The sequence below is a fragment of the Shewanella putrefaciens genome, assembly GCF_016406325.1.
Taxonomy (GTDB): domain Bacteria; phylum Pseudomonadota; class Gammaproteobacteria; order Enterobacterales; family Shewanellaceae; genus Shewanella; species Shewanella putrefaciens.
On record NZ_CP066370.1, the window covers coordinates 2,544,155 to 2,565,429 of the forward strand.

Here is a 21,275-nt window from a genome sequence, read left to right on the forward strand (position 1 = left end):
TCAAAGCTCCAGAAATTCTATTTTAGTCTTAGCCTCAATCAGTTCAGGTATTTCACCAAAAAGCATTTTTTCAAGTTTTTCAATTTCTAGTTTAGCCTTAAAAATTGAATCGTCAGTCTCTTGTTCAATTAAATTAAAAATTTCATTAAGTGATTCTTCTACCAAAGCATTCCTACTCAACTGATTAAGATTACTATCAGTTATCATAAGTTCATTTAATATATCATTAGAGGTTAGACCTAGTGATTGTGTAGGCTGTCTAAATTTTAGTACATTATTTTCATTATAAAAAATAAATATTTGAGATGGTTTAGCCTCACCCAAAACCAAAGGGGAATGAGTAGTAAGGAAAAATTGGCAATTAGGGAAAACTGTGGGCAATTTATTTACGATTTCACGTTGCCATTTAGGATGTAAATGTAAATCAAATTCATCAATAAGAACAATGCCTTGCCCATGCAATGGATTACTGAGCGACGGATTTAACATAAATAAACGCATGGTTATATCAAGGATTAAAGATAACAAAGCCTTTTCACCTTGTGACAACTTCAACACACTAATTTTTCTTTCGTTTTTAGTTAAAAATAAATCAAACCTAGGCTCCATTTCTAACTCTAAGTTACCATAACCATCCATAAACTCTTCAATAACCAAATTAATTGACTTTTTTATTAACTTAATATTATCTTTGTTTAAACTGGATAATTCATTTACTTCAGATAACTTTTCCTTTAACGCAAGCGATTTAATTAACTCATTGAGTTTCTGAGCAGAACTCGGGTCATTATCAATAAGGTTTTCAATCTCAGCTAATAACTTATTTGCTATCTTGAAATCTTGATCTATAGATGATAGTTGACGCCTAGTTTCAATATCATCAATGGCTTTAAACCACTCAACAAAACTGCTAAAATCCACTTTACCATTAAGTGAATTATTATAACCTTTGAATTTATCAAGGCTATCATTAGCCAACCCTAATGCTGATATATTCATATCTTTCTGAGAAACATCATATGAACGAAGAGCATTATAAAAAGCAAACAATGGTAAATTCAATTCTGAATTTATCTCATTTGAAATTTTATAAAAACTACCTATTCTTCTTACTTCATATAAATAACTACGTTTTTTTTGAATACCATCCCTTGCTTGAGATAACTCCATTTTACATTTTATATTTTTATTAATACGAATTGTTGTTATTATATTAGCAAAAGGAAGATCCGTATATATATTGATATCTGAATCATCTATTGATGTTCCAGTACCACCACTTTTACTAATCGAATTAACAAACCAACTTAGCGACATCGATATAGCATCTAAAATAGTTGTTTTTCCAGCTCCATTCGCACCCACAAATATATTTAAATTATCATCGAACTTTGTGATTCGTATATCATTAAACAATTTGTAGTTATCAATACTTAGACTGGATAGTTTAAAATCCTGAGGGTAAAATAATGAATCCGCCAACTCTAAATACTGATCCGCTTTATCCTTATCTTGATCTACAAATTTACCACTTTTATAAAAATCATATAGTTGATAAGCAGAGAAGAAATTACCTTTTAAAGCTTTCTCTCGAAGGTTTTTTATGTGTTTTCCTTTCAAGTCAATTTCCATTTTAACTCCTAATCTTAATTAATAAAGATCTTCCATATTTCTTCTCAAGCCTATGAAGAAAATGTGGCTCTATATGTAAGATAAAAGATAGCATTCCTCTCAATTGTTCAAATTCAAATTGGTCTAATTTATTTAGAGAATATTTGTGAACCAAAGATGAAACCGTTCTTTTTCTTGCCCTGCCAACAGAAAGATTATTTTCATTGGTAATAGTTATCCCAGTCACATGTCGATTGTGAGCTTTAGAAGAAAAAACAGTTTTCCTTTCATTCAACATTATACGATGGTCAAACATGCTACCAAGCAACCCATTAATGTACCTTGGTAACTCGAAAAGAGCATCTTTAATATTTGTTGAAAATGTTAAATCATCAGCATAACGAGTATATATTATTGATTTTTCTTTACAATACTTAAATACCACCTTGTCAAATCTGAACATTATAAAATTAGATATCGCAGGCGAACTTGGTGCACCAACACTCAAAACTAACTTGTTATCTGACGTTTTCGTTTTATTCCAAAACAGCAAGTTAGATAAAAGTCTTAATTCAGCATCAGAAACTTCTATACCTCGGAAGTTTAAGGCTGCTAACAGCATGTCAGGCACAATGCTATTAAAAAAGTTACTAAAATCAAGTTTAAGAAGATAAGAGTTATGCATATGTTGATATGCATTATCTTTAATGCCTGTATTTAATTTGTAAGCAAATGAAGACTTATGAGATATAAGGTGATCACCTAAAACTGACAACAGTGCTCTTTGGTATACCTTTAACTCTTTCGAGGGATGCGCAATAACTCTAAGACCAGAGCTGCGCTTAGGTATTGTATAGACTTTATACTTATATGGTGCTTTCTCTGAAAATGTTTCAATTTTTTTTCTTGAACAATTCAGTTTTGTTTGCAAATTTGAAAATAACTTAATTCGCATAAAGCCCCATTTAAGCAATCATAAAAAAAATGCCAGAGTTATTCTGGCATTTTAAACACCTTTACTAAAGGAAGCGGGAAGAGAAATATCCATTTCCGCTGCCGAGCGTGAGGGACGAACGATTGGCGGTGGAAATGGATATTTCCCTTCCCGCAACCAAAAATGTGTCCCAATAAGTTAGAGTCTGGCTTAGCGCCCGACTAGACTAAATAGTCCATACACTAAAGGTTATAGTAAGTATAACTCACCTTCTAACTACCTACAAGCCATCATAACTCCCTTTAATAACATGAGCTTAATTTAGATACTATTTAATCTATCCTTAGTTTAATCTTGCCAATTAACTACCTTCCCATCACGTACATACGCATAGCGATGGCCTCTAAACACCCATTGCTCAGGTGAATATGCAGAACGGTTAATGTCGATTGGCCTTCCCCAACTTTGTTGAAGCGCTTCAATACTCATCCCCACCTCAACCTTGCCTGCCTTGATTAGCTTATTTTCCCAATCACTAAACTGGCTCTCATCATAAGCGAAGGGGTCAACTTTTTTTTGGCCGTTCTGAATCACCACATCAATAGTAGATTGCGCAACACCATCAGGACACGGCATATCCTGCATTACTAGCTTACCGCCCTCTTCGCACTTATAAATTTCAGCCAGCGCTAATTGACAGCAAAACAAAAAAAGCACAGCTACAGAATAAATCACATTACTCCTGAAAATGCTCATAAACCCTCCTTAGTTCAAGGCCTTAATTTATATCATCCATCTTTCTAAAAATCATCAAACGTAACTAACCAATAGTAAAGTCAAGTTTTTTAAACAATTTACCTTGACCAAAAAGTCAAGTTATCTTAACCTTGTCGATGTACCCACAACCGAGGACAAGGAAATGATACTAGCGAAAGTTCAAACCTCAGCAAAACAGCGTGATGAGTTTCGTTTACTGGTCGCGATTCGTTTTGCTTGCTTGATTGCCGTCACCAAAGGCCACCAAAACCCAATGGATTGCCCACGGGTACAACAGCGCTGCAACGATTTAGTGAAGCACCTTGCTTACAACCACCCTAGCCCAGCCTTCCACAAACAGTTTTTTGGCCATGCCGGCGAACTCGGCAACAGCTTTAGCCTGCGCTTTACCGAACCCAAGCAGGGTTTACACGGCAGCATCACCGTTTGGCGCAACGACCAAGCCCCAAACAATGTGCATCAGCTCATGCCCGCCCCACAGGCTGCGTATTAGCAACAGTTCGGCATCTAAAGCGGCAACCGAGGGAGAGTAACTATGTTCTTTGTATACGGCGTATCCATGACCTTAGCGAAAAAACAAGCGGCCAAAAAGTGCAGCACCTCAGTAGGCGCACACCCTAACCGCCGTCAACTGAGCCCTGCGGAGTACCAAGCCAAGTTGGATGATATGGCGCAGCATTTGTTTGAAACCATGAAGCCACAACGCCTGTCGCATTCGTTATCGACGCCCGCGCTGTGCCAGCAATATATCGTGTTAGCCATGACCCAAGAAGCCCACCGCGATGTGCATATTCGCTATCACAAGCTGTCGGACAAGGTGAACCCAAAAACCAAGAAACCCATCATCAATCTGGTGGTGTTTAACGGCGAAGCCGCAGCCTAGCCCTGCTGATTCAAAAGGAAGGAATAGCGTATGAACCACTTACTCCCCGGCTTTGAATCAAAGCGGCGCATTGAGTTATTGCTGTCGCTCACCCGCATTAGTTCGCCCGAAGTGATTGCCGCGTTAACGCTGCATTACACCAGCGCCCTGCCCGCCGAACGTGCGGCGGCTCGCCACGGGATTGAACTGTCGAACTTTATGCGCGGGCAAAAGAAGTTAGAACAAATCTCCGCCACGGTTGAAGCCATTAAAGCGATCGACTGGGCCAAGCTGCAATCAACTCCTTTGCAAACAGAACGGGTGGCCTAGATGAAGCAAGTCGCGGCGTTTCGACACCTGTTAAACCATTACCGTAGCCATAAAGCGAACCTGCGATTAAAGGCCGCGAGTGGCGACAAGGTACAAATTGCGTTGGCACTGGGCGCTCTCGATTGCCTGTACTGGCAAGCATTAGGCAACGACCTAATTAACCTCGCCAAAGGCATTAACCGCACCATTGTGCATTCGTATCGATATCACTCAATGCGGTTGCCTTGCCACTCGCCAGTCAACCAAACAAGCGATAACCAAAACAAGGAGGCGGCATGAATACGTTCAGCACTACAGCGGGCGTGGTCACGCTATCCAAGCCGTACTTCACCTTGATGTGCGATCAGCAACAAATCGAGGTTAAGTACACCCCTAACCATTGTCAGGGTTGGGGTATTTGTAAGGTGTTTAACGCCATTGAGTGCAGCGACTTTAGCCAAGCCGACGCTGAGTTATTTGCACTTAACGCAGAATCGAAGCTCAAGTTAACAGGAGAGATAAGCATGACCCCTATACAAGCAGCGGTTGTTGAACGGATTGAAGGTTATTGGACCCATCCAGACTTACCCGAGTGGGATGAAGGTGCAACCCGTGCAGAGTGTGAAGCATGGGCGGCTGATAACGGTGGTGAGTTTGTGTCGATTTGGTTTGAAATGGACGCCCCCGAAAATTTAATTGAGCGTTACTACGACGATGGGGATATCGATATCAGCGATTGGCAACCCGTTTGCGATAAAGCCGGCTCATTCTTGCTGAGTATTCACGACACCGAAGATGGCCCCGTCGCACTGTTCTTTGCACCAAAGGATAAAGAGGCGGCATAACGCCACTATTTCAACCAGCAACCAATTTTAAACTGAAAGCCGTTATCGCTCGATTAGAGATACTAGGAGTCTAAAATGTCCTATAAAAAACCTTCCAAACTAATGAGGGCCAGTGAGTGGTCTGAACGTGAGTTTGCAGCTAACTCGGCCCCACAAAATCGCACCATTAAAGGTTGGATTTTACGTGGTGTGATTCGCGGGATCATCGTCGATAACAAGGTGTATGTTTATGAAGACCAACACTTTGGCGTAGCGCCCGCCGTTAGCAGCGCGGTGTCAGAATTAATAGCAGCTTCAAGGTAATTATCATGGTTCGCCCAAAAAAGTCGCATAATAAAAATCTGCCTCAGCACCTTATGTTTGATAGCTCCAAGGGCACTTACCGCTTCACGTTGGTAAATGGTGTTCGTAAAACATTAGGTAAAGATAAGGTGCAAGCGATTCAAATTGCGGTTGAGTACAACCGCATTATGCGACCGACTGTTGGGTTAACTGTAGATCAGTTGATTGAAGCCTCATGCGAGTCGCCTCTGGCTAATGGCCAGTCCTTTGCCAGCCATGTAGACCGACTTTTAGAACTGATATTTAAAGAGGAAATGCCAAGTAAACAACTGGCCAGTACGATGCGCAACGATGCCGAACGGGTTAAAGCCTATTTTGCGGAGGTTAGCAGCCAAGATATTAGCCTTGAACATATCAACGGCTATCTAAACCAATATCATCCTGATGCCAGCCCCAATGTGCATAACCGTAAACTGGGATTCTTAGAGAAACTGATTAACTACGCGATCGACCAATCTATCATGTTAGATAATCCCGCCTCTCGAAAGATGAAAAAGCGTAAAACCAAAGGCAAAGAACGTCAACGCCTTAGCTTTGACGCTTATAAACAAATCCATGCCGCGGCGCCACTGTGGTTACAAACGGCGATGGATCTTGCGTTGCAATCGACCCAAGCCCGCCTTGAAGTGTCGCGGATCAAATACAGCATTAAAAAACCTAAGGACGGCCAATGCGGTTGCCTATGGTTTGATGAGCCTATTGATGGCATTTATGGCACCCTATTTATTCACCGCCAAAAGGTGGAAGAAAAAGAAGCCAGCCATGTGGCCATACCGATTGGTGAAGTATTAAGGGCCATTATCGATAAGAGTCGCGACGGGTTACTTTGCCCTTATGTGGTTCATCGCCGACCTGACAGACACAATAAGCAAAGTGTGGCCACAGACCACCGCTATCAGCTTGATCCTAATTACCTTAGCAGAGCCTTTTCGGCATTAAGGGATGAGTTAGGTCTGTGCGACCATTTAGAAATGAGCCAGCGCCCAACCTTTCACGAGATCCGCGCGCTATCCGCTAGGCTGTTTTCAGATATGGGTGTTGACCCTCAAGGTCGGATGGCTCACACAGATGCCAAGTCCACCAAAATCTATGTGCGGGATCACCTGCAATGGACCGAAGTACCGCACGCAGAGATTAAATTCAGCCATTAATAAAACTAAGGCAACCAGCACACTTGGGCACTGTTATTTTGAAACCCGTTTCACCCCCATTTCACCACCGTTTCACCACCTCTAAGCAGTAAAATACCAAATTCCAGACACAAAAAAGCCCGCAACTGATTAAGATTGCAGGCTTTATTGTTTATGAATTTGGTCGGTATGAGAGGATTCGAACCTCCGACCCCTGACACCCCATGACAGTGCGCTACCGGGCTGCGCTACATACCGAATTTTTCAGTGATAGATTTTTATTCTATAAAAATGCTAACACAATTGACCTAAGGCGCTATTGCTGGGGTAACCTTAAGTGAGCGTGACTTTAGCAATTGCCTCGCGCCTGTGCAAGTGCTTAGTGACATCTCTTTGATTAACTGCTTAGTTTCTGGTCTGAATAACAGATTTTTGGTATGTAGCCGTAGACGTTTATGTCCTAATCCCCATGTTAAGTCACTTATGTTAAGTCACTTAGTTAAGATGACATATCTATCGCATATGACATTAACGGGGTTGAGCAAAGTCAGGTTAAGATCAACCACCTATTTTTCTACTGACCTGATATAAACCACGATGATCATAGGAAACCCTCACGCTAAGTTTGCTTTCTATCTGCCGACTGCGCCAATCATTCCAGATGACTGGCACTATGCTCAAGTTGATGCAATCACGTCACTTACCACACTAAATGGTAATCATTGGCGTAAGATATTCACTATCATGGCAAAAATTTGCGTAACCGATACTGATTGGCGTGCCTACCGTGATCATATATTGCTCAAACAACAGGAAATGCTCATTATCGGCGGTAAAACACTTGTGCCTAATGCCAGTATTCACCTTATTTGTGGGCATGTTGCAGCGGCCAATTTAGGTATCACCCATAAAGAAATTACACGGCCCACTCGACCAGTCGATCTTCAACATAAACGGATCGACTCGATAGTGACTATTCCCTATGTGACACCAGCAATAACACATTGTTTACTCACGCCCTATTTGGACTATCGCCAATATCCCAATGCGCTAATTGAACTGACTCGTCAACAGTTACTGACAAGAGAACCTTCTAATCAGTCATAAAAAAGCACCCTAGATCATACCATCTGGGTGCTTAGCGCAATCATAACGAGCAAGACAAATCAGTCGTAGATAGTCGTAATAGGCTGACGCTTATGTTGGGTGGCTTTGTAGATATTAATCAACTTAGTCTCAACTGATTTATCAACCTCTTTGCCTTCAAGAAAGTCATCAATTTGGGCATAGGTTAAGCCCAATGCAACTTCATCTTCTAACAGTGGTTGATTATCTTCAAGATCAGCCGTCGGCGCTTTATACACTAAGGATTCTGGTGCCCCAAGGTAAGCTGCAAGTTGGCGAACTTGGCGTTTGTTCAAGCCAAATAATGGGGCTAAATCACAGGCCCCGTCACCCCATTTAGTGTAAAAACCCGTGATATTTTCAGCACTATGATCTGTACCAACAACTAAACCGCCCACAAGTCCAGCAAGTTCATATTGGGCGATCATGCGCATACGGGCCTTAACATTCCCTTTGACAAAATCTACCTTTGCCGCATCGGGTAACGTCAACCCAGCCTCGACAAAAGCCGCTAATGTAGCACCATGTACAGCATCAACACCTTGATGCACATTTACAGTGACAAGCTTCGAAGGTTGAATAAACTGACAAGCAAGCTGGGCTTCATGTTCATCTTTTTGGATATGATAGGGTAAGCGCACCGCAATAAACTGATAATCACTATTGGCTTGTTCACTGTTTAAGCTATCAACGGCTAGCTGACATAAACGCCCCGCCGTTGATGAGTCAACCCCACCACTGATCCCCAATACGAGTGCCTTACTGCGCGCTTCTTTCAGTTTGGTTTTGATAAACGCGACACGACGTTGCACTTCAAACTCTGGCTCAATCGCCTTGAGCACCTTCATTTCTCTTAAGATTTGCGCTTTCACCGAAAATTCCACCTTAAATAATCGCTGTAATTTGGGTCAAATAGAACAAAACTAACGGTAACATTTATTTGCAACTGCCTGTAGCAAAAAATCATGCTGCTTGAGTTAATTATTGATATAAGGTGCTAAAAACAAGCGCAATAACAATAGGCTGTTATTGCGCTTGCATTAAATCGTGAGCTTGAGATAAGTCAAGAAGCGATAGCTTATCTTTCCCAATAGGATTCTTCTAAGCTGTCTTCCCGTTCAGGCAAGCCACGGGATAAACGCGGGCTATGCTGTGCAAGCACTTCATAGGCGACACGGTTAGCATATTTACAAATTTGCGAGAATGAGGAATAACACAAACCATCGCGCTTATGTTTACTCGAGCCTGGCACATTGGTTTTATGGAAAGTATTGGCCGCTAAATCGTGCAATAACGCAGATAATGCGCCATCACCCGCACCATTAGTGTTGCCGATTTTTTCAGGGCCCCCCATATAGGGTGAAATATGGGCATACACTTTGATGGGTGTTTCACAGTCACTTTTTAATTTGGGGCGGGAGAATTCATAGCGATTAAATTCAGGGATAGCACCCGGCAGTAAAGTATGGGTCGTTTCACGCTTTTCAGAATCCTCGGTGTAACCTGCGGTATAAAGGCCTATTGGCCCCGCAGTGGTGAGTACCATATCACACCACTCTAATGCTTTTTCACTGGCAAGCAGAGGGTCGCGCGACCCCGTTAAGGCTTCACCTTCATCCTCATTCATCGCCAGAATGGTGACATGTTCTTTAATAAAGTTCTGCCACCAGAGGGGATCTTCTTCAATCAAAAAACGTGTACCTAATGTTAATACCACGGGCACATCAGCAGCTTTTGCATATTCAATAGCGCACATAGCCGCATCGGTAATTCGATCGCCGCCACTGGCACGCATTAAGTATGCCGTTAGCACTAAAGCCGAACTGCCCTGCACGACATCTTTATCGATAAACTCTGGAGTAAGTTTATCCATTGCACCTTTGCTGATGGCAAAAGTGCGTTCACCACAATCAGAAATTAACGTAAAACAACGGCCAATAGGTCCATCGACGGGTTGCAGATAGTTAAGATCAACTTTTGAGGATGTGTTGCAAAGATAACGATAGGCATAACTACCCACTTCGATATTTTGGCTCATCACCCCAAATAACACTGAACGGTCATCGGCCAAAATGGAATAATTGTGCACAGTGTTACCGATAGTTCCACCAGCAAATTCATCGCTGATCAGGCCATGAATTTTTAACTCTGTGTAAAGTCTGTGGGCCTGTTCATCATTTATGAGGGTTGAATTACCTTTGGGTAAGCCATATCTGCTAAGCAATTCATCTTCTACTTTCGCTTCGATATCCACTAAGGTTTGATCGATACCGCTGATATAAGTCGCAAACGGTTGGGGTTGTTGAGTCAGCTGTTCAAGCAACGGATCTCGGGTTTTTACTGGGAAATAATGTTTCGATTTGCGCTGACCGGGAAACTTCATAGTGGTTCTCTTTCCTGGCATCCATGCTAATTGGCGTTATGACGAGATAAACTCGCCAGAGTCCTAAAAATAATGAGTCTAGGCTAGAGAGACCAAAAATCCACTCCTTAGCCGGAAGGGCGCAGATTCTACCATAAAATCAGCATGAAACTAGGGGGATCAACAATGCTTCGCAATGTTTACTTAAAAATGTAGTTCGCCTTCTTTAACTCCCCAAACAGCCTTAGTCCTGCATTTTCAGCGCTTAGGGATAATTCCAAGAATGTGCCTGTTCTTGGACTAATTGCCTTAATAATTCTATATGCATCTCATCATCATTAAGGCAGGGAATAAAACGATATGTTTCACCACCCGCATGTAAGAAGGTTTCTTTGCCACCAATAGAAATCTCTTCTAGGGTTTCTAGGCAATCGGTTGCAAAAGCGGGACAAATGACATCAACACTTTTAATGCCCTGTGAAGGTAACTTAGCAAGCAATTCATCAGCATAGGGGGTCAGCCATTCTTCACGACCAAAGCGCGATTGAAAACAAACCTGCCATTGTGTTTCATTCAACTCAAGCTTTTGTGCCAAAAGTTTCGCTGTCACAAGACATTGTTCGCGGTATGGATCGCCCTCTTTCACATAACGTAGTGGAATGCCGTGGAACGAAAGCAGTAATTTGTCCGCTTGACCATAGGTTTTCCAATGGCGTTTGACACTGTGGGCAAGCGCTGCGATATAAGCTTCATGGTCAAAATAGTGTTTATTAAAACGAAGTTCCGGCATATCGCGCACGGTTTTAAGATAACTGGCAACAGCATCAAACACACTTGCTACCGTCGAGCAAGAATACTGTGGGTACAATGGCAGCACCACAATCCGCTCAGCACCTTGTGCCTTAAGCCTCGCAAAACCGCTATCAATCGACGGATTACCGTAGCTCATCCCCAATTCAACAGGAATATCTTGATTAAAGGTCGCGCTTAAATCCACCGCCAATTTTTGGGCTTGGCGTGAGCTTAACACCATTAAGGGCGAGCCTTCATCTGTCCAAATACTCTGATATAACTTGGCCACTTTCGCAGGACGCGTATTGAGAATAATGCCATTTAACAGCGGTTGCCACAGCCAAGGCGAAAGATCGACGACCCGAGGATCACTTAAAAACTGCTTGAGAAACCGCTTAACCGCTTTTGAAGTAGGTTCATCGGGCGTACCAAGATTTACTAATAACACGCCAAACGCAGGAGAGGGAGAAGTCAATGTGTTACCTTTTATCAGCCAATTACCTCGGCAGGCTAACATTCAGTCACACATAAAAAAAGCCTGCTTAGGCAGGCTTTTTCTTAATATGAGAACTTGTTCTCGAATTTAGCTAATGTGGCTTATTTAAGTACACTGGCAAGCTGCTCACTTACCGCAGCAACAGACTGAGTACCATCAAATTTGTTGTACTTCGTTTGGCCTGCGGCTGCCACTTTACCGTAGTATTCGACGAGCGGTTTAGTTTGCTCATGGTAAATCGCGAGGCGTTTACGCACTGTCGCTTCTTCATCATCGGGACGAATCGCTAAATCTTCACCGGTCACATCGTCTTTACCTTCCACTTTAGGTGGATTAAACACCACATGGTAAACACGACCAGAACCAGGATGAACGCGACGACCGCTCATGCGCTTAACAATTTCTTCGTCGGGCACATCGATTTCAATCACGTGATCAATGCTAATACCGTTTGCCGCCATCGCATCCGCTTGTGGGATAGTGCGTGGGAAACCGTCTAACAGAAAACCTTTAGCACAGTCGTCCTGTGCGATACGCTCTTTCACCAGTCCAATGATCAGATCATCAGAAACCAGTTGGCCTGCATCCATCACTTTCTTCGCTTCTAAACCCAGCGGAGTACCGGCTTTAACGGCGGCACGTAACATATCGCCAGTAGAAATTTGTGGGATACCATACTGTTCCATAATGAACTGGGCTTGGGTACCTTTACCGGCACCTGGGGCGCCCAATAGGATAATGCGCATCTCAAGAGTCCTCTTTTTCGCATTGATATTCTTCTTAGGGCGGCGATCTTCGCACATCTGGCCGCCATTGAGAAGGCTTTTAGCTTCGACTTTAGCCTCAGAAAGTGCAAATAAACCGCGGAGAATCGGCTATTTTGATGATTAATAAAGTAAAGTATAAAGCTTACGGCGATATTGATTAGCAAGCGGGTTACCTTGACCAAGTGCGGTAAGTAATTCCATAAACACTTGTTTTACAGTACCATTCTCAGCATTTAGGTCCTTAGCTAACACACCAAACAATAGACTTAACGCCTCTTCATCACGGTGTGCGGCGTGTAACGCCTTACTCAGTTCGAGTAATAACACTAAATCCTGTGGATTTTGTGCAAACTTTTGCTGTAAATCGCGAATTTCAGGGGTATCAGCTGCATCCAAGGCCAGTGCAAGCTTAGCTTTTAGACTTTGGTAATAACCATCTTGATCCGCAAGACCAATCTGCTCCAATAAGGTTTGTGCTAACGCTAATTCTCCCTGCATTAAATACACATCGGCAAGCACTAAACTGACCTCGCCTGCCTTATTAGACGAACTATGGGCTTCTTTTAGCAGTATCACTGCCGTTGCTAAGTCCTCATGGGTGACTTGGCTTAACGTGAGCAATTCCTTCGCTTGGGCTAATTGCAATTGCCACATGGGAGGCAGATGCTTATCAAGCATAGCATTCACTTGCATTGCTTCCTGTATGCCAGCAAAACCATCAATAGGTTGCCCTTTATCGAGCACGAGAGTAGTAGGCAAACTTTGAATACGAAAATAATTGGCAATTTCTAATTCGGTTTCACAATTCACTTTGGCAAGTACAAAACGCCCCGAATGCTGCGAAGCAATCTGCTCTAACGTTTGCACCATAGTGACACTTTGTGGTTGAGATTGTGCCCAAAAGACCAACACCACGATCTGTTGCATCGAGGCATCAACCACTTGCTGAATATTGTCTTTTGTCAGATCGAGGATATTATCCATGGTATTTCCTTAATATCGAAAGGTGACTAACCGACGCCATCATTAAGCTTAAGTCCTCACCTTGATACACATGCCTTTGTGGTAATATTCGCCACGCGTTATAGCGTAAATCATGTCAACCAATAAAATACATAGACGCTAGTTTTAACATGCTTAAGCTAAAACATAACTAAGTTAAAACTGAGATAAGCTCAAAAATAGTTGGGGCCCATTTGAGCAATAACGTCCATGGGCCCCAAATTTTTTACTTCATATTTGCCAGTAACATTTGGTTCATCAGCTTAATAAAGGCCGATGGATCCGCAAGGCTACCTTTTTCAGATAATTGCGCCTGTTGTAACAGTAAGTTTGACCAATCCGCAAAAGCGGTTTCATCTTGAAGATCATTTAAGCGCGACACTAATGGGTGCGCAGGGTTTACCTCAAATGTTGGCTTCACTTCCGGCACGGGTTGACCGGCAGCTTGCATCAGCTTGATCATTTGCGTCGACATTTCGCCTTCACCCGTGACCACACAGGCTGGAGTATCCGTTAAACGAGAAGTCACCTTCACGTCTGCAACCTTTGTACCTAGTGCAGCTTTAATACGCTCGATAAGAGGAGCAGACTCCTCGGCAAGTTTCTCCTGTGCTTCCTTCTCCGCTGCATCTTCTAGTTCGCCAAGTTCAAGTTCACCACGAGTCACTGAGTGCAATTGTTTTTCTTTGTACTCTGTTAAGTGGTTGATTAACCACTCATCGATACGCTCAGACATCAGTAATACTTCAATGCCTTTTTTGCGCAATAACTCTAAATGTGGACTGTTAGCGGCGGCGTCATAGCTGTCGGCAACAATATAGTAAATCTTCGTTTGGCCTTCTTTCATACGGCTGATGTAGTCATCGAGTGACACAGTCGGCGCAGCGCTACCCGTGTGGGTTGAAGCAAAACGCAGTAAGCCAGCAATACGTTCACGGTTTGCGAAATCTTCTGCGGGTCCTTCTTTTAACACTTGACCAAATTCAGCCCAGAACTGTTGATATTTTTCCGCATCGTCTTTCGCCAGTTTCTCCAACATACCCAGCACGCGCTTAGTGATACCAGTGCGCATCGCTTTGGTAATGTGATTGTCCTGCAAAATTTCGCGGGAGACGTTCAGCGGCAGATCGTTTGAGTCAATTAAGCCCTGCACAAAACGCAGGTAAGATGGCATAAATTGCTCTGCGTCATCCATAATAAACACACGTTGCACAAACAGTTTTAGACCGTGTTTACGGTCACGATTCCACAGATCCCATGGCGCTTTTGAAGGAATATACAAGAGGTTAGTATATTCTTGCTTACCTTCTACGCGGTTGTGGCTCCACAGTAATGCGTCTGTGTAGTCATGGGAAATGTGCTTATAAAATTCTTGATATTCTTCGTCGCTAATCTCAGACTTATTGCGCATCCACAGGGCTGTCGCCTTGTTCATGACTTTCCAGTAACCTTCGGTTGCAGGGATTTTTTCGCCGTCTGGACCGTCGCGCTCTGGTGTGCCTTCCTGCCACATCTCTACGGGCACAGAGATATGATCTGAGTATTTAGTGATGATAGAACGTAGGCGCCAATCATCGGCAAACTCTTTTTCTTCATCACGTAGGTGCAGGGTGATTTCAGTACCACGGCTCGCCTTAGTGATGGTTTCAACGGTGAAACTACCCTCACCTTCCGATTCCCACAATACTGCTTCATCGGCCTTATGGCCAGCGGCACGGGTGCGAACGGTGACTTTTTTCGCCACGATAAAGGCGGAGTAGAAACCCACACCGAACTGACCAATTAACTGCGAGTCCTTTGAGGCTTCGCCAGAGAGGTTTTTGAAGAATTCGGCGGTGCCTGATTTTGCAATAGTGCCTAAATGCTCAATCACGCCATCACGGGTCATACCCACACCATTATCTTCGATGGTCACTGTGCCTTTATCTTTGTCTGCACTAATGCGCACACGCAGCTCACCGTCACCTTCATATAATGCGTCATTGGTCAACGCGAGGTAACGCAGCTTATCGGCCGCATCCGCAGCGTTGGAGACCAGTTCACGCAAGAAAATTTCTTTGTTGGAGTACAAAGAATGGATCATCAAATGCAACAGCTGTTTGACTTCAGTTTGAAAACCATGAGTTTCTTGTTGTGACATGAAATTTTCCTTATTTGTTACGCAATTTGGTAAAAGTAACGCTCAGTGCTTACTTAAATGGGGCTGCAAATTTGCTTTTCAAGGGCAAGGAATAAAACGAGGTTTGAATGATGAAAAATAAGACAAAAGAAAGCCACTGTAAAATAGCGGCCTTTACTTAATTAACAATCACAGGCGTGAGCCAGGACAACAGCATTAAACGACAATATCTAGTAACAATAAGACCCGCAAAAGCGAGTCTTATCAACTTGATTAACAATCCATTATCGGCAAGATTTACAACGGCAAACGCCCATTAAATGAGAGTGCCAACGTGGTGCTATCCACATATTCAAGCTCACCGCCAACGGGAACACCGTGGGCAATACGGCTGATCATCACCTTATGACGTCTTGCCATATCGGCAATAAAATGCGCTGTCGCTTCACCTTCTACCGTTGGGTTGGTTGCTAGAATCAACTCACTGACATCCCCCGAGGCTAAATGACGCTCGAGTAAAGCCAGCCCTAATTCTTCAGGGCCAACACCGTCAAGGGGAGATAAATGGCCAAGTAGTACAAAATAACGGCCTGTGAAATGTCCACCCGCCTCAATAGCCAACACATCGGCAGGCGTTTCCACTACACAAATGGTGGAAGATGAGCCGCGTTTATGGCTAGCACAAATGGGGCACAGCGTTTCTTCAGTATAAGTTCGGCAAGACTGACAGTGGCCAACATCACTCATGGCACTGGACAGTGCACTGGCTAATTTAAGCCCTGCTTTTCTGTCCCGTTCAAGCAATTGAAACGCCATACGTTGTGCCGATTTAGGTCCGACCCCAGGTAAACAACGCAGGGATTGAATTAACTCGTCAAGCAGTGGACTGAATTTCATTGCTTATCTCAATTAAAACGGCATTTTCATGCCTGGTGGTAATTGCATACCGCCAGTCACTTCAGCCATTTTAGCTTTTTGATTCTCTTCGATTCGACGTGCTGCATCGTTACAGGCCGCAGCAATCAAATCTTCCAGCATTTCTTTATCGTCTTCCATCAAACTTGGGTCGATTTCGACTTTACGCACTGTGTGTGCACCCGTCATAGTGACTTTGACTAAGCCAGCACCCGATTCGCCCACCATTTCCATGCGAGCAATTTCTTCCTGCATCTTCGCCATTTTTTCTTGCATCATCTGGGCTTGTTTCATCAGATTGCCCATACCGCCTTTTCCAAACATAGTCTTTTCTCTTCTATTAGGGTTAGTCGCAAGCTTTAAAGCTGGCTAATCTTACTGAAATTAATGGGATTGGCAATCTATGCCGTGATCCCATTAATAAACTTATGATCTTGATAGCGAGTTTCCATCAATGACTCATTTTAATACTGCTATTCAGGCACATTGATAATTAAGCCTTACTTAGCGCTAGTTTACCCTCGCTCTGAGTGAACTCATTCGTCAACTCTGGTTCAGGTAACGCTTGGATCTGCTGGCTCCGTTGGTTTAACAGATCGGGAGGATACACTAAAGTATCGGTATCAAGCTCTGCACCCAAACGCTGAATAAGCCATTGAACATTATCGTCTTTAATTAACGACTGCTGTGCCTGTTGTAATAGTTCTTGATGAAAACGCTTACGTAACTCAAGGGGTGTTTCTCGCTTTGGATCGCTTCCTATGACTACTTGTACTCGCCTTGGGTTCCCGAGCGCCGCCGTCAATGCTTGTTCTAATTGCACGATTGCGACATCGGCTGCTAAGTGTTTTTGATCGGGTTTTAACAGTAATGGCAGTGGATCGCTTTGCGCTTGGCATACTGAATTAACCGCAAGTTGGCGTACTCGACCGCCAATATCTAAACTCGCCATTAACTTATACCAATGTAAATCCAATGGATTACCACTTACTGGCTGCACCACACTCAGTCCGGTTTGATTCGACAAACCCGTTACTGGTTCAGTTAATGATTCCTTGACCGCATCCTCTATAGGCTCGCTCATAAGTGAAACGGGCGTATGGGGAGCCTGATCAATTGGTGCCAATTCATCTTGCATTGCAGTAGGAACTACTGGCTCCAACGCTGAAACAGGGTGTACCACAGGATGCTGCATATTTGTAGCAGGGGCAGCCTCCCAAGGCGGACGATCATTGGGATCATCGACGCTGACGGGCTTTTCCCCCGAAGGTTTTTGCCCATTTTGTGTTATTTGCCCATTTTGTGTTAAAGGTTGCGATGCTTCTGGATTTTTGTTTGCTTGTGTAACGCTTTGAGCGAAGCCTCCATCCCTCTGTGGCGCGGGCTCAAAATCATCGTCAAAATCAAATTCTGAGTCAATGGATTCTACAGACTGAGATACCGCCTTTACCGCTTTAGGAGAAGTGGTTATATCTGATCTGGTGGCAGATAACGGGCCAATAGTTGGCTCTTTACGTTTAAAATCCAGTGAAGACTTTTTTTCATCACCATCCTTCGCGCTCAAGGCATCGAGATCCGACAACAGCGACTCTCTTGCAGCTAATACCGCCGATAAAATATCGTCATCCTCCAACGAGGCTGTGGCAGTTTGCTTGAAACTGGATTGCCCTAAAGAGGGATCCACTGCGATGCCTGTGGCGGTTGGAATAGTGACTCCAGTGGTATTTTCAACTTGAGTTGAGGTTTGAGTTGCAGGGCTAACAGGGTTAATAGTCGCTTGTTCAGCCACCGTTTCCTGAGTCAACGAACTGTATGACTCAGAAGAAAAGCTCGCATAATCATCTTGATAAATATCCAATGGCGCGACATCTTGGGTGTAATCCCCATGGCCATAGACATAATCTAATTGGGTATCACTGTCAGTGTTATTTACAACTGCCTGCTCATTGGTTGAGACCAGTGTTTCGACTTTGGTATCTTCACTTTGCGATATCGCAGCGACAGGTATCTCGATGCTTGTTGGTGCAATGGATTCAGATAACTTATATCCCTGACTTAGGGCTTGGCTAATGATCAGCGTTTGCTCTGCGAACAAAGCGCTATCTGCTGTATCCGAAGGTGCATTAATCTCAACTGCAGCATGTACGTTAACATCTGTAGGTTGTTCAACTAAATCTGTTTTTTTTTCAGCTGCCGATGTCGCTAACGCCGCCAATGAAGTTGATGTTTGCCCTACAGGTAAACTCACCTCGGCTGGCGATTCGACTTGCCAGCGTTTAACGGGCTTTTCTGGCACAAAGGCAACGGCCCGTAAGAGTGCCATTTCTAGGCCTGATTTAGGATCGGGGGCATGGGGTAAATCCTTGCGACCCGTTAATAGGATCTGATAATAAAGCTGTACTTGCTCCGGCGTTAATTGCTCAGCAAAAGCACGAATTTGTGCGCTGTATAAGGACTGCTGAGCACAAGCGGGGGCAAACTGCGTTAGAGTAATTTGATGTAACAGCTCAAGCAAACTGCGCAACACTTCTTGGGCATCGGCGCCGTACGCGAGCACTTGGGCACTGGTTTGCATTAGTACTTTGATATCGGCATCCGTTAAGGCTTTCAGTAAGGCGATAACGTGTTGCTCATCAATACTACCAAGCATGGTCTGCACTTGTGTGAGCATCACAGTACCACCACCAAAAGCAATGGCCTGATCCGTTAAGCTCAACGCATCACGCATACTACCATTGGCGGCTTTGGCAAGGAGTGTTAGCGCTTCAACCTCAAAGGGGAGCTGCTCCTGCGTCAAGATATGATTAAGCTGAGTGCCAATTTCATCCTGTGTCAGACTTTTTAAATTAAACTGCAAGCAACGGGATAACACAGTCACGGGTAGTTTCTGTGGGTCTGTTGTCGCGAGGAGAAATTTAACGTGCTCAGGGGGTTCTTCTAAGGTCTTAAGCAGTGCGTTAAAACTGCTGCGCGACAGCATATGCACTTCGTCGATAAGATAAACCTTAAAACGGCCACGGGTCGGGCGATACTGCACATTGTCCAGCAGCTCGCGCGTATCATCGACCTTAGTGCGGGACGCTGCATCGACTTCAATTAAATCGACAAATCGACCTTGGGCAATTTCAACACAACTACCGCATACGCCGCAGGGGGTGGCAGTGACACCTTGTTCGCAATTTAAGCCTTTGGCAAAGAGTCGCGCTAAGCTGGTTTTACCTACGCCTCGCGTCCCTGTAAACAGGTAAGCATGGTGTAAACGCTGCTGACTTAGTGCATTGGTTAAAGCATGCAATACATGGCTTTGACCAACCATTTGTTCAAATGTGGCAGGGCGCCATTTTCTGGCTAACACCTGATATGACATGGAACTCCCCAGAGTGTGTGATACAAAAATGGGAGCATGCGCCCCGGGAACTTTGAAAGATAACATGTCATGGTGTGACATGCCATCAAACTATCCTAAGGCGCCTTTGGCTGAAGAATTATTCGCCTTCAAACTCACAAAGTTTAACCAACTCAAGCCCTAATGCCGTTAAACGCGCCTCACCGCCTAAATCGGGTAATGAAATCACAAAAGCAGCATCTTTCACTTCACCACCTAATTGGCGGATAAGTTTTACCGTCGCTTCAATCGTACCACCGGTTGCGAGTAAATCGTCAACAACGAGCACTTTGTCATTTGCGCTAATCGCATCAGTATGAATTTCTAGGCTATCGTGACCATATTCAAGTTCATAGCTTTGGCTGATAGTCGCTCGGGGTAATTTACCGGGTTTACGAACGGGCACAAAACCAATGCCTAATTCTAAAGCAAGTGGTGCACCAAATAAGAAACCACGGGCTTCAGTGCCGACAATTTTGGTAAAACCTTGACCACGATAATGTTCAACCAATAAATCGATGGCCGCTTTATAGGCTGCGGCATTCTCAAGTAAACTGGTGACATCGCGAAATAGGATCCCTTCCTTAGGATAGTTCGGAATCGTTTTAATGCTTTGCTTTATCAAGGATAAGGTTTCTGTATTCATAGCCATCATATTTACTTAGTAAGTTACTTAATCAATTCGCCAAGATTGGCGGTATAAAACAAAACGTCCACATCGAGTGTGGACGAATTGCAAAAAATCGCACAAAGCTTATGCCGCTTTGGTTTGAGTTGCAACAATCACAACGCACAAGTAATAAATTGGTTATCGATTTGTGCCTGAGATCAAACCCTGTAAGCACAACGGCAAAATCTCCCTAAAAGAAGGATTCAGCCACCCGTTATTCAACTTCGGGAATACTTTTGAGATACCAAAGTAAAATCAATGCCATAGCAATGAGCATTCCTTTTACCCACATAATGGGCACCAGCATAATGCTGATGCTAAAACTCAGAGCACTAATCAGCATTGCTTTACGCTTTAAGCCTTTGCGTATTGCACCTTGTTGCTGCCATTGGGTTAATGCATCGGCAAACCAAGGGTGAGCCATCAACCACATATGTAAACGCTCGCTCGAACGGGCAAAACAAAACGCAGCCAGCAAAATAAAAGGGACTGTCGGTAACAGGGGCAACACTATGCCAAGTAATCCAAGGGCTAAAGCTGTTAATCCCAAAAGTAAAAAAAATCCGCGCTTCAATACCATAAGCTGATAATGCCCTTCTCTAAAAAACAAAAGCCACTCAATAGAGTGGCAATTGTATACCCATTCGAGCTTAAAACCCGCTTAAATTAAACCTAACTGCTTTAACCACATTAGGGTTGCTGGCAGAGTTGGTAGCAATAAGACTAAAATAAAACCAACAAAATACATAAAGTTAAATGGGTCTTTAAATGGCTGACTACTCATTACAGCTCCTAAGGTATATGCAAGTATAAGTGTGCAGAAATCAAACAG

The 21,275-nt window shown here is 43.6% G+C and carries 23 protein-coding genes, 1 tRNA gene and 1 pseudogene; 9 read left to right on the top strand and 16 right to left on the bottom strand.

Annotation, left to right across the window (positions count from 1 at the left end; all coding sequences use genetic code 11):
* From JEZ96_RS11375 to JEZ96_RS11385, 3 genes are all read right to left on the bottom strand, one after another.
* Nucleotides 1–1,632: an AAA family ATPase gene (locus JEZ96_RS11375; RefSeq protein WP_198779803.1), complete on the bottom strand. Its 1,632-nt coding sequence runs from the start codon at nucleotides 1,630–1,632 to the stop codon at nucleotides 1–3.
* 1 nt (nucleotide 1,633) lies between these two features.
* A complete protein-coding gene (locus JEZ96_RS11380) occupies nucleotides 1,634–2,566 on the bottom strand; it encodes a retron St85 family RNA-directed DNA polymerase (protein WP_061783184.1) in 933 nt (310 codons plus the stop codon).
* Nucleotides 2,567–2,893: 327 nt separating this feature from the next.
* Nucleotides 2,894–3,301 (bottom strand): DUF4124 domain-containing protein, encoded by a 408-nt coding sequence (locus tag JEZ96_RS11385; RefSeq protein WP_061783183.1) that lies wholly within the window; start codon nucleotides 3,299–3,301, stop codon nucleotides 2,894–2,896.
* Between the two features lie 163 nt (nucleotides 3,302–3,464).
* Between JEZ96_RS11385 and JEZ96_RS11390 the strand changes: the two genes are divergently transcribed.
* The 8 genes and pseudogenes from JEZ96_RS11390 to JEZ96_RS11425 all read left to right on the top strand — a co-directional run bounded on the left by JEZ96_RS11390 (nucleotide 3,465) and on the right by JEZ96_RS11425 (nucleotide 6,831).
* Nucleotides 3,465–3,815 carry a hypothetical protein gene (locus tag JEZ96_RS11390; protein WP_025007747.1) on the top strand — a complete coding sequence of 117 codons (351 nt, stop codon included), beginning with the start codon at nucleotides 3,465–3,467 and terminating at the stop codon, nucleotides 3,813–3,815.
* 42 nt (nucleotides 3,816–3,857) lie between these two features.
* Nucleotides 3,858–4,205, top strand: a complete 348-nt coding sequence (locus JEZ96_RS11395; protein WP_025007746.1) for a hypothetical protein — start codon at nucleotides 3,858–3,860, stop codon at nucleotides 4,203–4,205.
* 30 nt (nucleotides 4,206–4,235) lie between these two features.
* Nucleotides 4,236–4,514: a hypothetical protein gene (locus JEZ96_RS11400; protein WP_198779804.1), complete on the top strand. Its 279-nt coding sequence runs from the start codon at nucleotides 4,236–4,238 to the stop codon at nucleotides 4,512–4,514.
* Nucleotides 4,515–4,793, top strand: a complete 279-nt coding sequence (locus JEZ96_RS11405; protein WP_025007744.1) for a hypothetical protein — start codon at nucleotides 4,515–4,517, stop codon at nucleotides 4,791–4,793.
* Nucleotides 4,790–5,011, top strand: a pseudogene (locus JEZ96_RS19630) (hypothetical protein); the annotation flags it as partial. The gene JEZ96_RS11405 and the pseudogene JEZ96_RS19630, both read left to right, overlap by 4 nt.
* A 6-nt stretch (nucleotides 5,012–5,017) precedes the next feature.
* Nucleotides 5,018–5,338, top strand: coding sequence for a hypothetical protein (locus tag JEZ96_RS11415; RefSeq protein ID WP_025007835.1), 321 nt, complete (start codon nucleotides 5,018–5,020; stop codon nucleotides 5,336–5,338).
* A gap of 75 nt (nucleotides 5,339–5,413) precedes the next feature.
* Nucleotides 5,414–5,641: a hypothetical protein gene (locus JEZ96_RS11420; protein ID WP_025007743.1), complete on the top strand. Its 228-nt coding sequence runs from the start codon at nucleotides 5,414–5,416 to the stop codon at nucleotides 5,639–5,641.
* 5 nt (nucleotides 5,642–5,646) lie between these two features.
* The gene (locus JEZ96_RS11425; RefSeq protein WP_025007742.1) at nucleotides 5,647–6,831 is read left to right on the top strand and encodes a site-specific integrase; all 1,185 of its coding nucleotides are present in this window, start codon (nucleotides 5,647–5,649) and stop codon (nucleotides 6,829–6,831) included.
* Between the two features lie 160 nt (nucleotides 6,832–6,991).
* On the opposite strand, the gene JEZ96_RS11430 is transcribed toward JEZ96_RS11425, so the two are convergent.
* Nucleotides 6,992–7,068 (bottom strand) — tRNA-Pro (locus JEZ96_RS11430).
* A gap of 339 nt (nucleotides 7,069–7,407) precedes the next feature.
* Here JEZ96_RS11430 and JEZ96_RS11435 point away from each other — a divergent pair.
* The gene (locus tag JEZ96_RS11435; protein WP_025007741.1) at nucleotides 7,408–7,917 is read left to right on the top strand and encodes a DUF6942 family protein; all 510 of its coding nucleotides are present in this window, start codon (nucleotides 7,408–7,410) and stop codon (nucleotides 7,915–7,917) included.
* Nucleotides 7,918–7,976: 59 nt separating this feature from the next.
* Here JEZ96_RS11435 and nadE read toward each other — a convergent pair whose 3' ends face one another.
* From nadE to JEZ96_RS19585, 12 genes are all read right to left on the bottom strand, one after another.
* Nucleotides 7,977–8,807, bottom strand: a complete 831-nt coding sequence (gene nadE / locus JEZ96_RS11440; RefSeq protein WP_025007740.1) for an ammonia-dependent NAD(+) synthetase — start codon at nucleotides 8,805–8,807, stop codon at nucleotides 7,977–7,979.
* 206 nt (nucleotides 8,808–9,013) lie between these two features.
* Nucleotides 9,014–10,318, bottom strand: a complete 1,305-nt coding sequence (locus JEZ96_RS11445; protein WP_011789047.1) for an inosine/guanosine kinase — start codon at nucleotides 10,316–10,318, stop codon at nucleotides 9,014–9,016.
* Nucleotides 10,319–10,562: 244 nt separating this feature from the next.
* Nucleotides 10,563–11,606 carry a ferrochelatase gene (hemH, locus tag JEZ96_RS11450; RefSeq protein WP_061783181.1) on the bottom strand — a complete coding sequence of 348 codons (1,044 nt, stop codon included), beginning with the start codon at nucleotides 11,604–11,606 and terminating at the stop codon, nucleotides 10,563–10,565.
* Nucleotides 11,607–11,686: 80 nt separating this feature from the next.
* Nucleotides 11,687–12,331 (bottom strand): adenylate kinase, encoded by a 645-nt coding sequence (gene adk / locus JEZ96_RS11455; RefSeq protein WP_011789045.1) that lies wholly within the window; start codon nucleotides 12,329–12,331, stop codon nucleotides 11,687–11,689.
* A gap of 141 nt (nucleotides 12,332–12,472) precedes the next feature.
* Nucleotides 12,473–13,336, bottom strand: coding sequence for a tetratricopeptide repeat protein (locus JEZ96_RS11460; RefSeq protein ID WP_011789044.1), 864 nt, complete (start codon nucleotides 13,334–13,336; stop codon nucleotides 12,473–12,475).
* 244 nt (nucleotides 13,337–13,580) lie between these two features.
* Complete coding sequence (gene htpG, locus JEZ96_RS11465; protein WP_011919453.1) at nucleotides 13,581–15,494, bottom strand: molecular chaperone HtpG; 1,914 nt, start codon at nucleotides 15,492–15,494, stop codon at nucleotides 13,581–13,583.
* Nucleotides 15,495–15,770: 276 nt separating this feature from the next.
* Nucleotides 15,771–16,370, bottom strand: a complete 600-nt coding sequence (gene recR / locus JEZ96_RS11470; protein ID WP_011789042.1) for a recombination mediator RecR — start codon at nucleotides 16,368–16,370, stop codon at nucleotides 15,771–15,773.
* A 12-nt stretch (nucleotides 16,371–16,382) separates the two neighbouring features.
* A complete protein-coding gene (locus JEZ96_RS11475) occupies nucleotides 16,383–16,712 on the bottom strand; it encodes a YbaB/EbfC family nucleoid-associated protein (protein WP_007648738.1) in 330 nt (109 codons plus the stop codon).
* Between the two features lie 169 nt (nucleotides 16,713–16,881).
* Nucleotides 16,882–19,836 (bottom strand): DNA polymerase III subunit gamma/tau, encoded by a 2,955-nt coding sequence (dnaX, locus tag JEZ96_RS11480; RefSeq protein ID WP_198779805.1) that lies wholly within the window; start codon nucleotides 19,834–19,836, stop codon nucleotides 16,882–16,884.
* A 37-nt stretch (nucleotides 19,837–19,873) separates the two neighbouring features.
* The gene (gene apt, locus JEZ96_RS11485) at nucleotides 19,874–20,425 is read right to left on the bottom strand and encodes an adenine phosphoribosyltransferase (protein ID WP_081429832.1); all 552 of its coding nucleotides are present in this window, start codon (nucleotides 20,423–20,425) and stop codon (nucleotides 19,874–19,876) included.
* Nucleotides 20,426–20,657: 232 nt separating this feature from the next.
* On the bottom strand, nucleotides 20,658–21,023 hold the full coding sequence (locus tag JEZ96_RS11490; RefSeq protein ID WP_011919455.1) for a YbaN family protein: 366 nt from the start codon (nucleotides 21,021–21,023) through the stop codon (nucleotides 20,658–20,660).
* 81 nt (nucleotides 21,024–21,104) lie between these two features.
* Nucleotides 21,105–21,227 (bottom strand): hypothetical protein, encoded by a 123-nt coding sequence (locus JEZ96_RS19585; protein ID WP_061783179.1) that lies wholly within the window; start codon nucleotides 21,225–21,227, stop codon nucleotides 21,105–21,107.
* Between the last annotated feature and the right edge of the window lie 48 nt (nucleotides 21,228–21,275).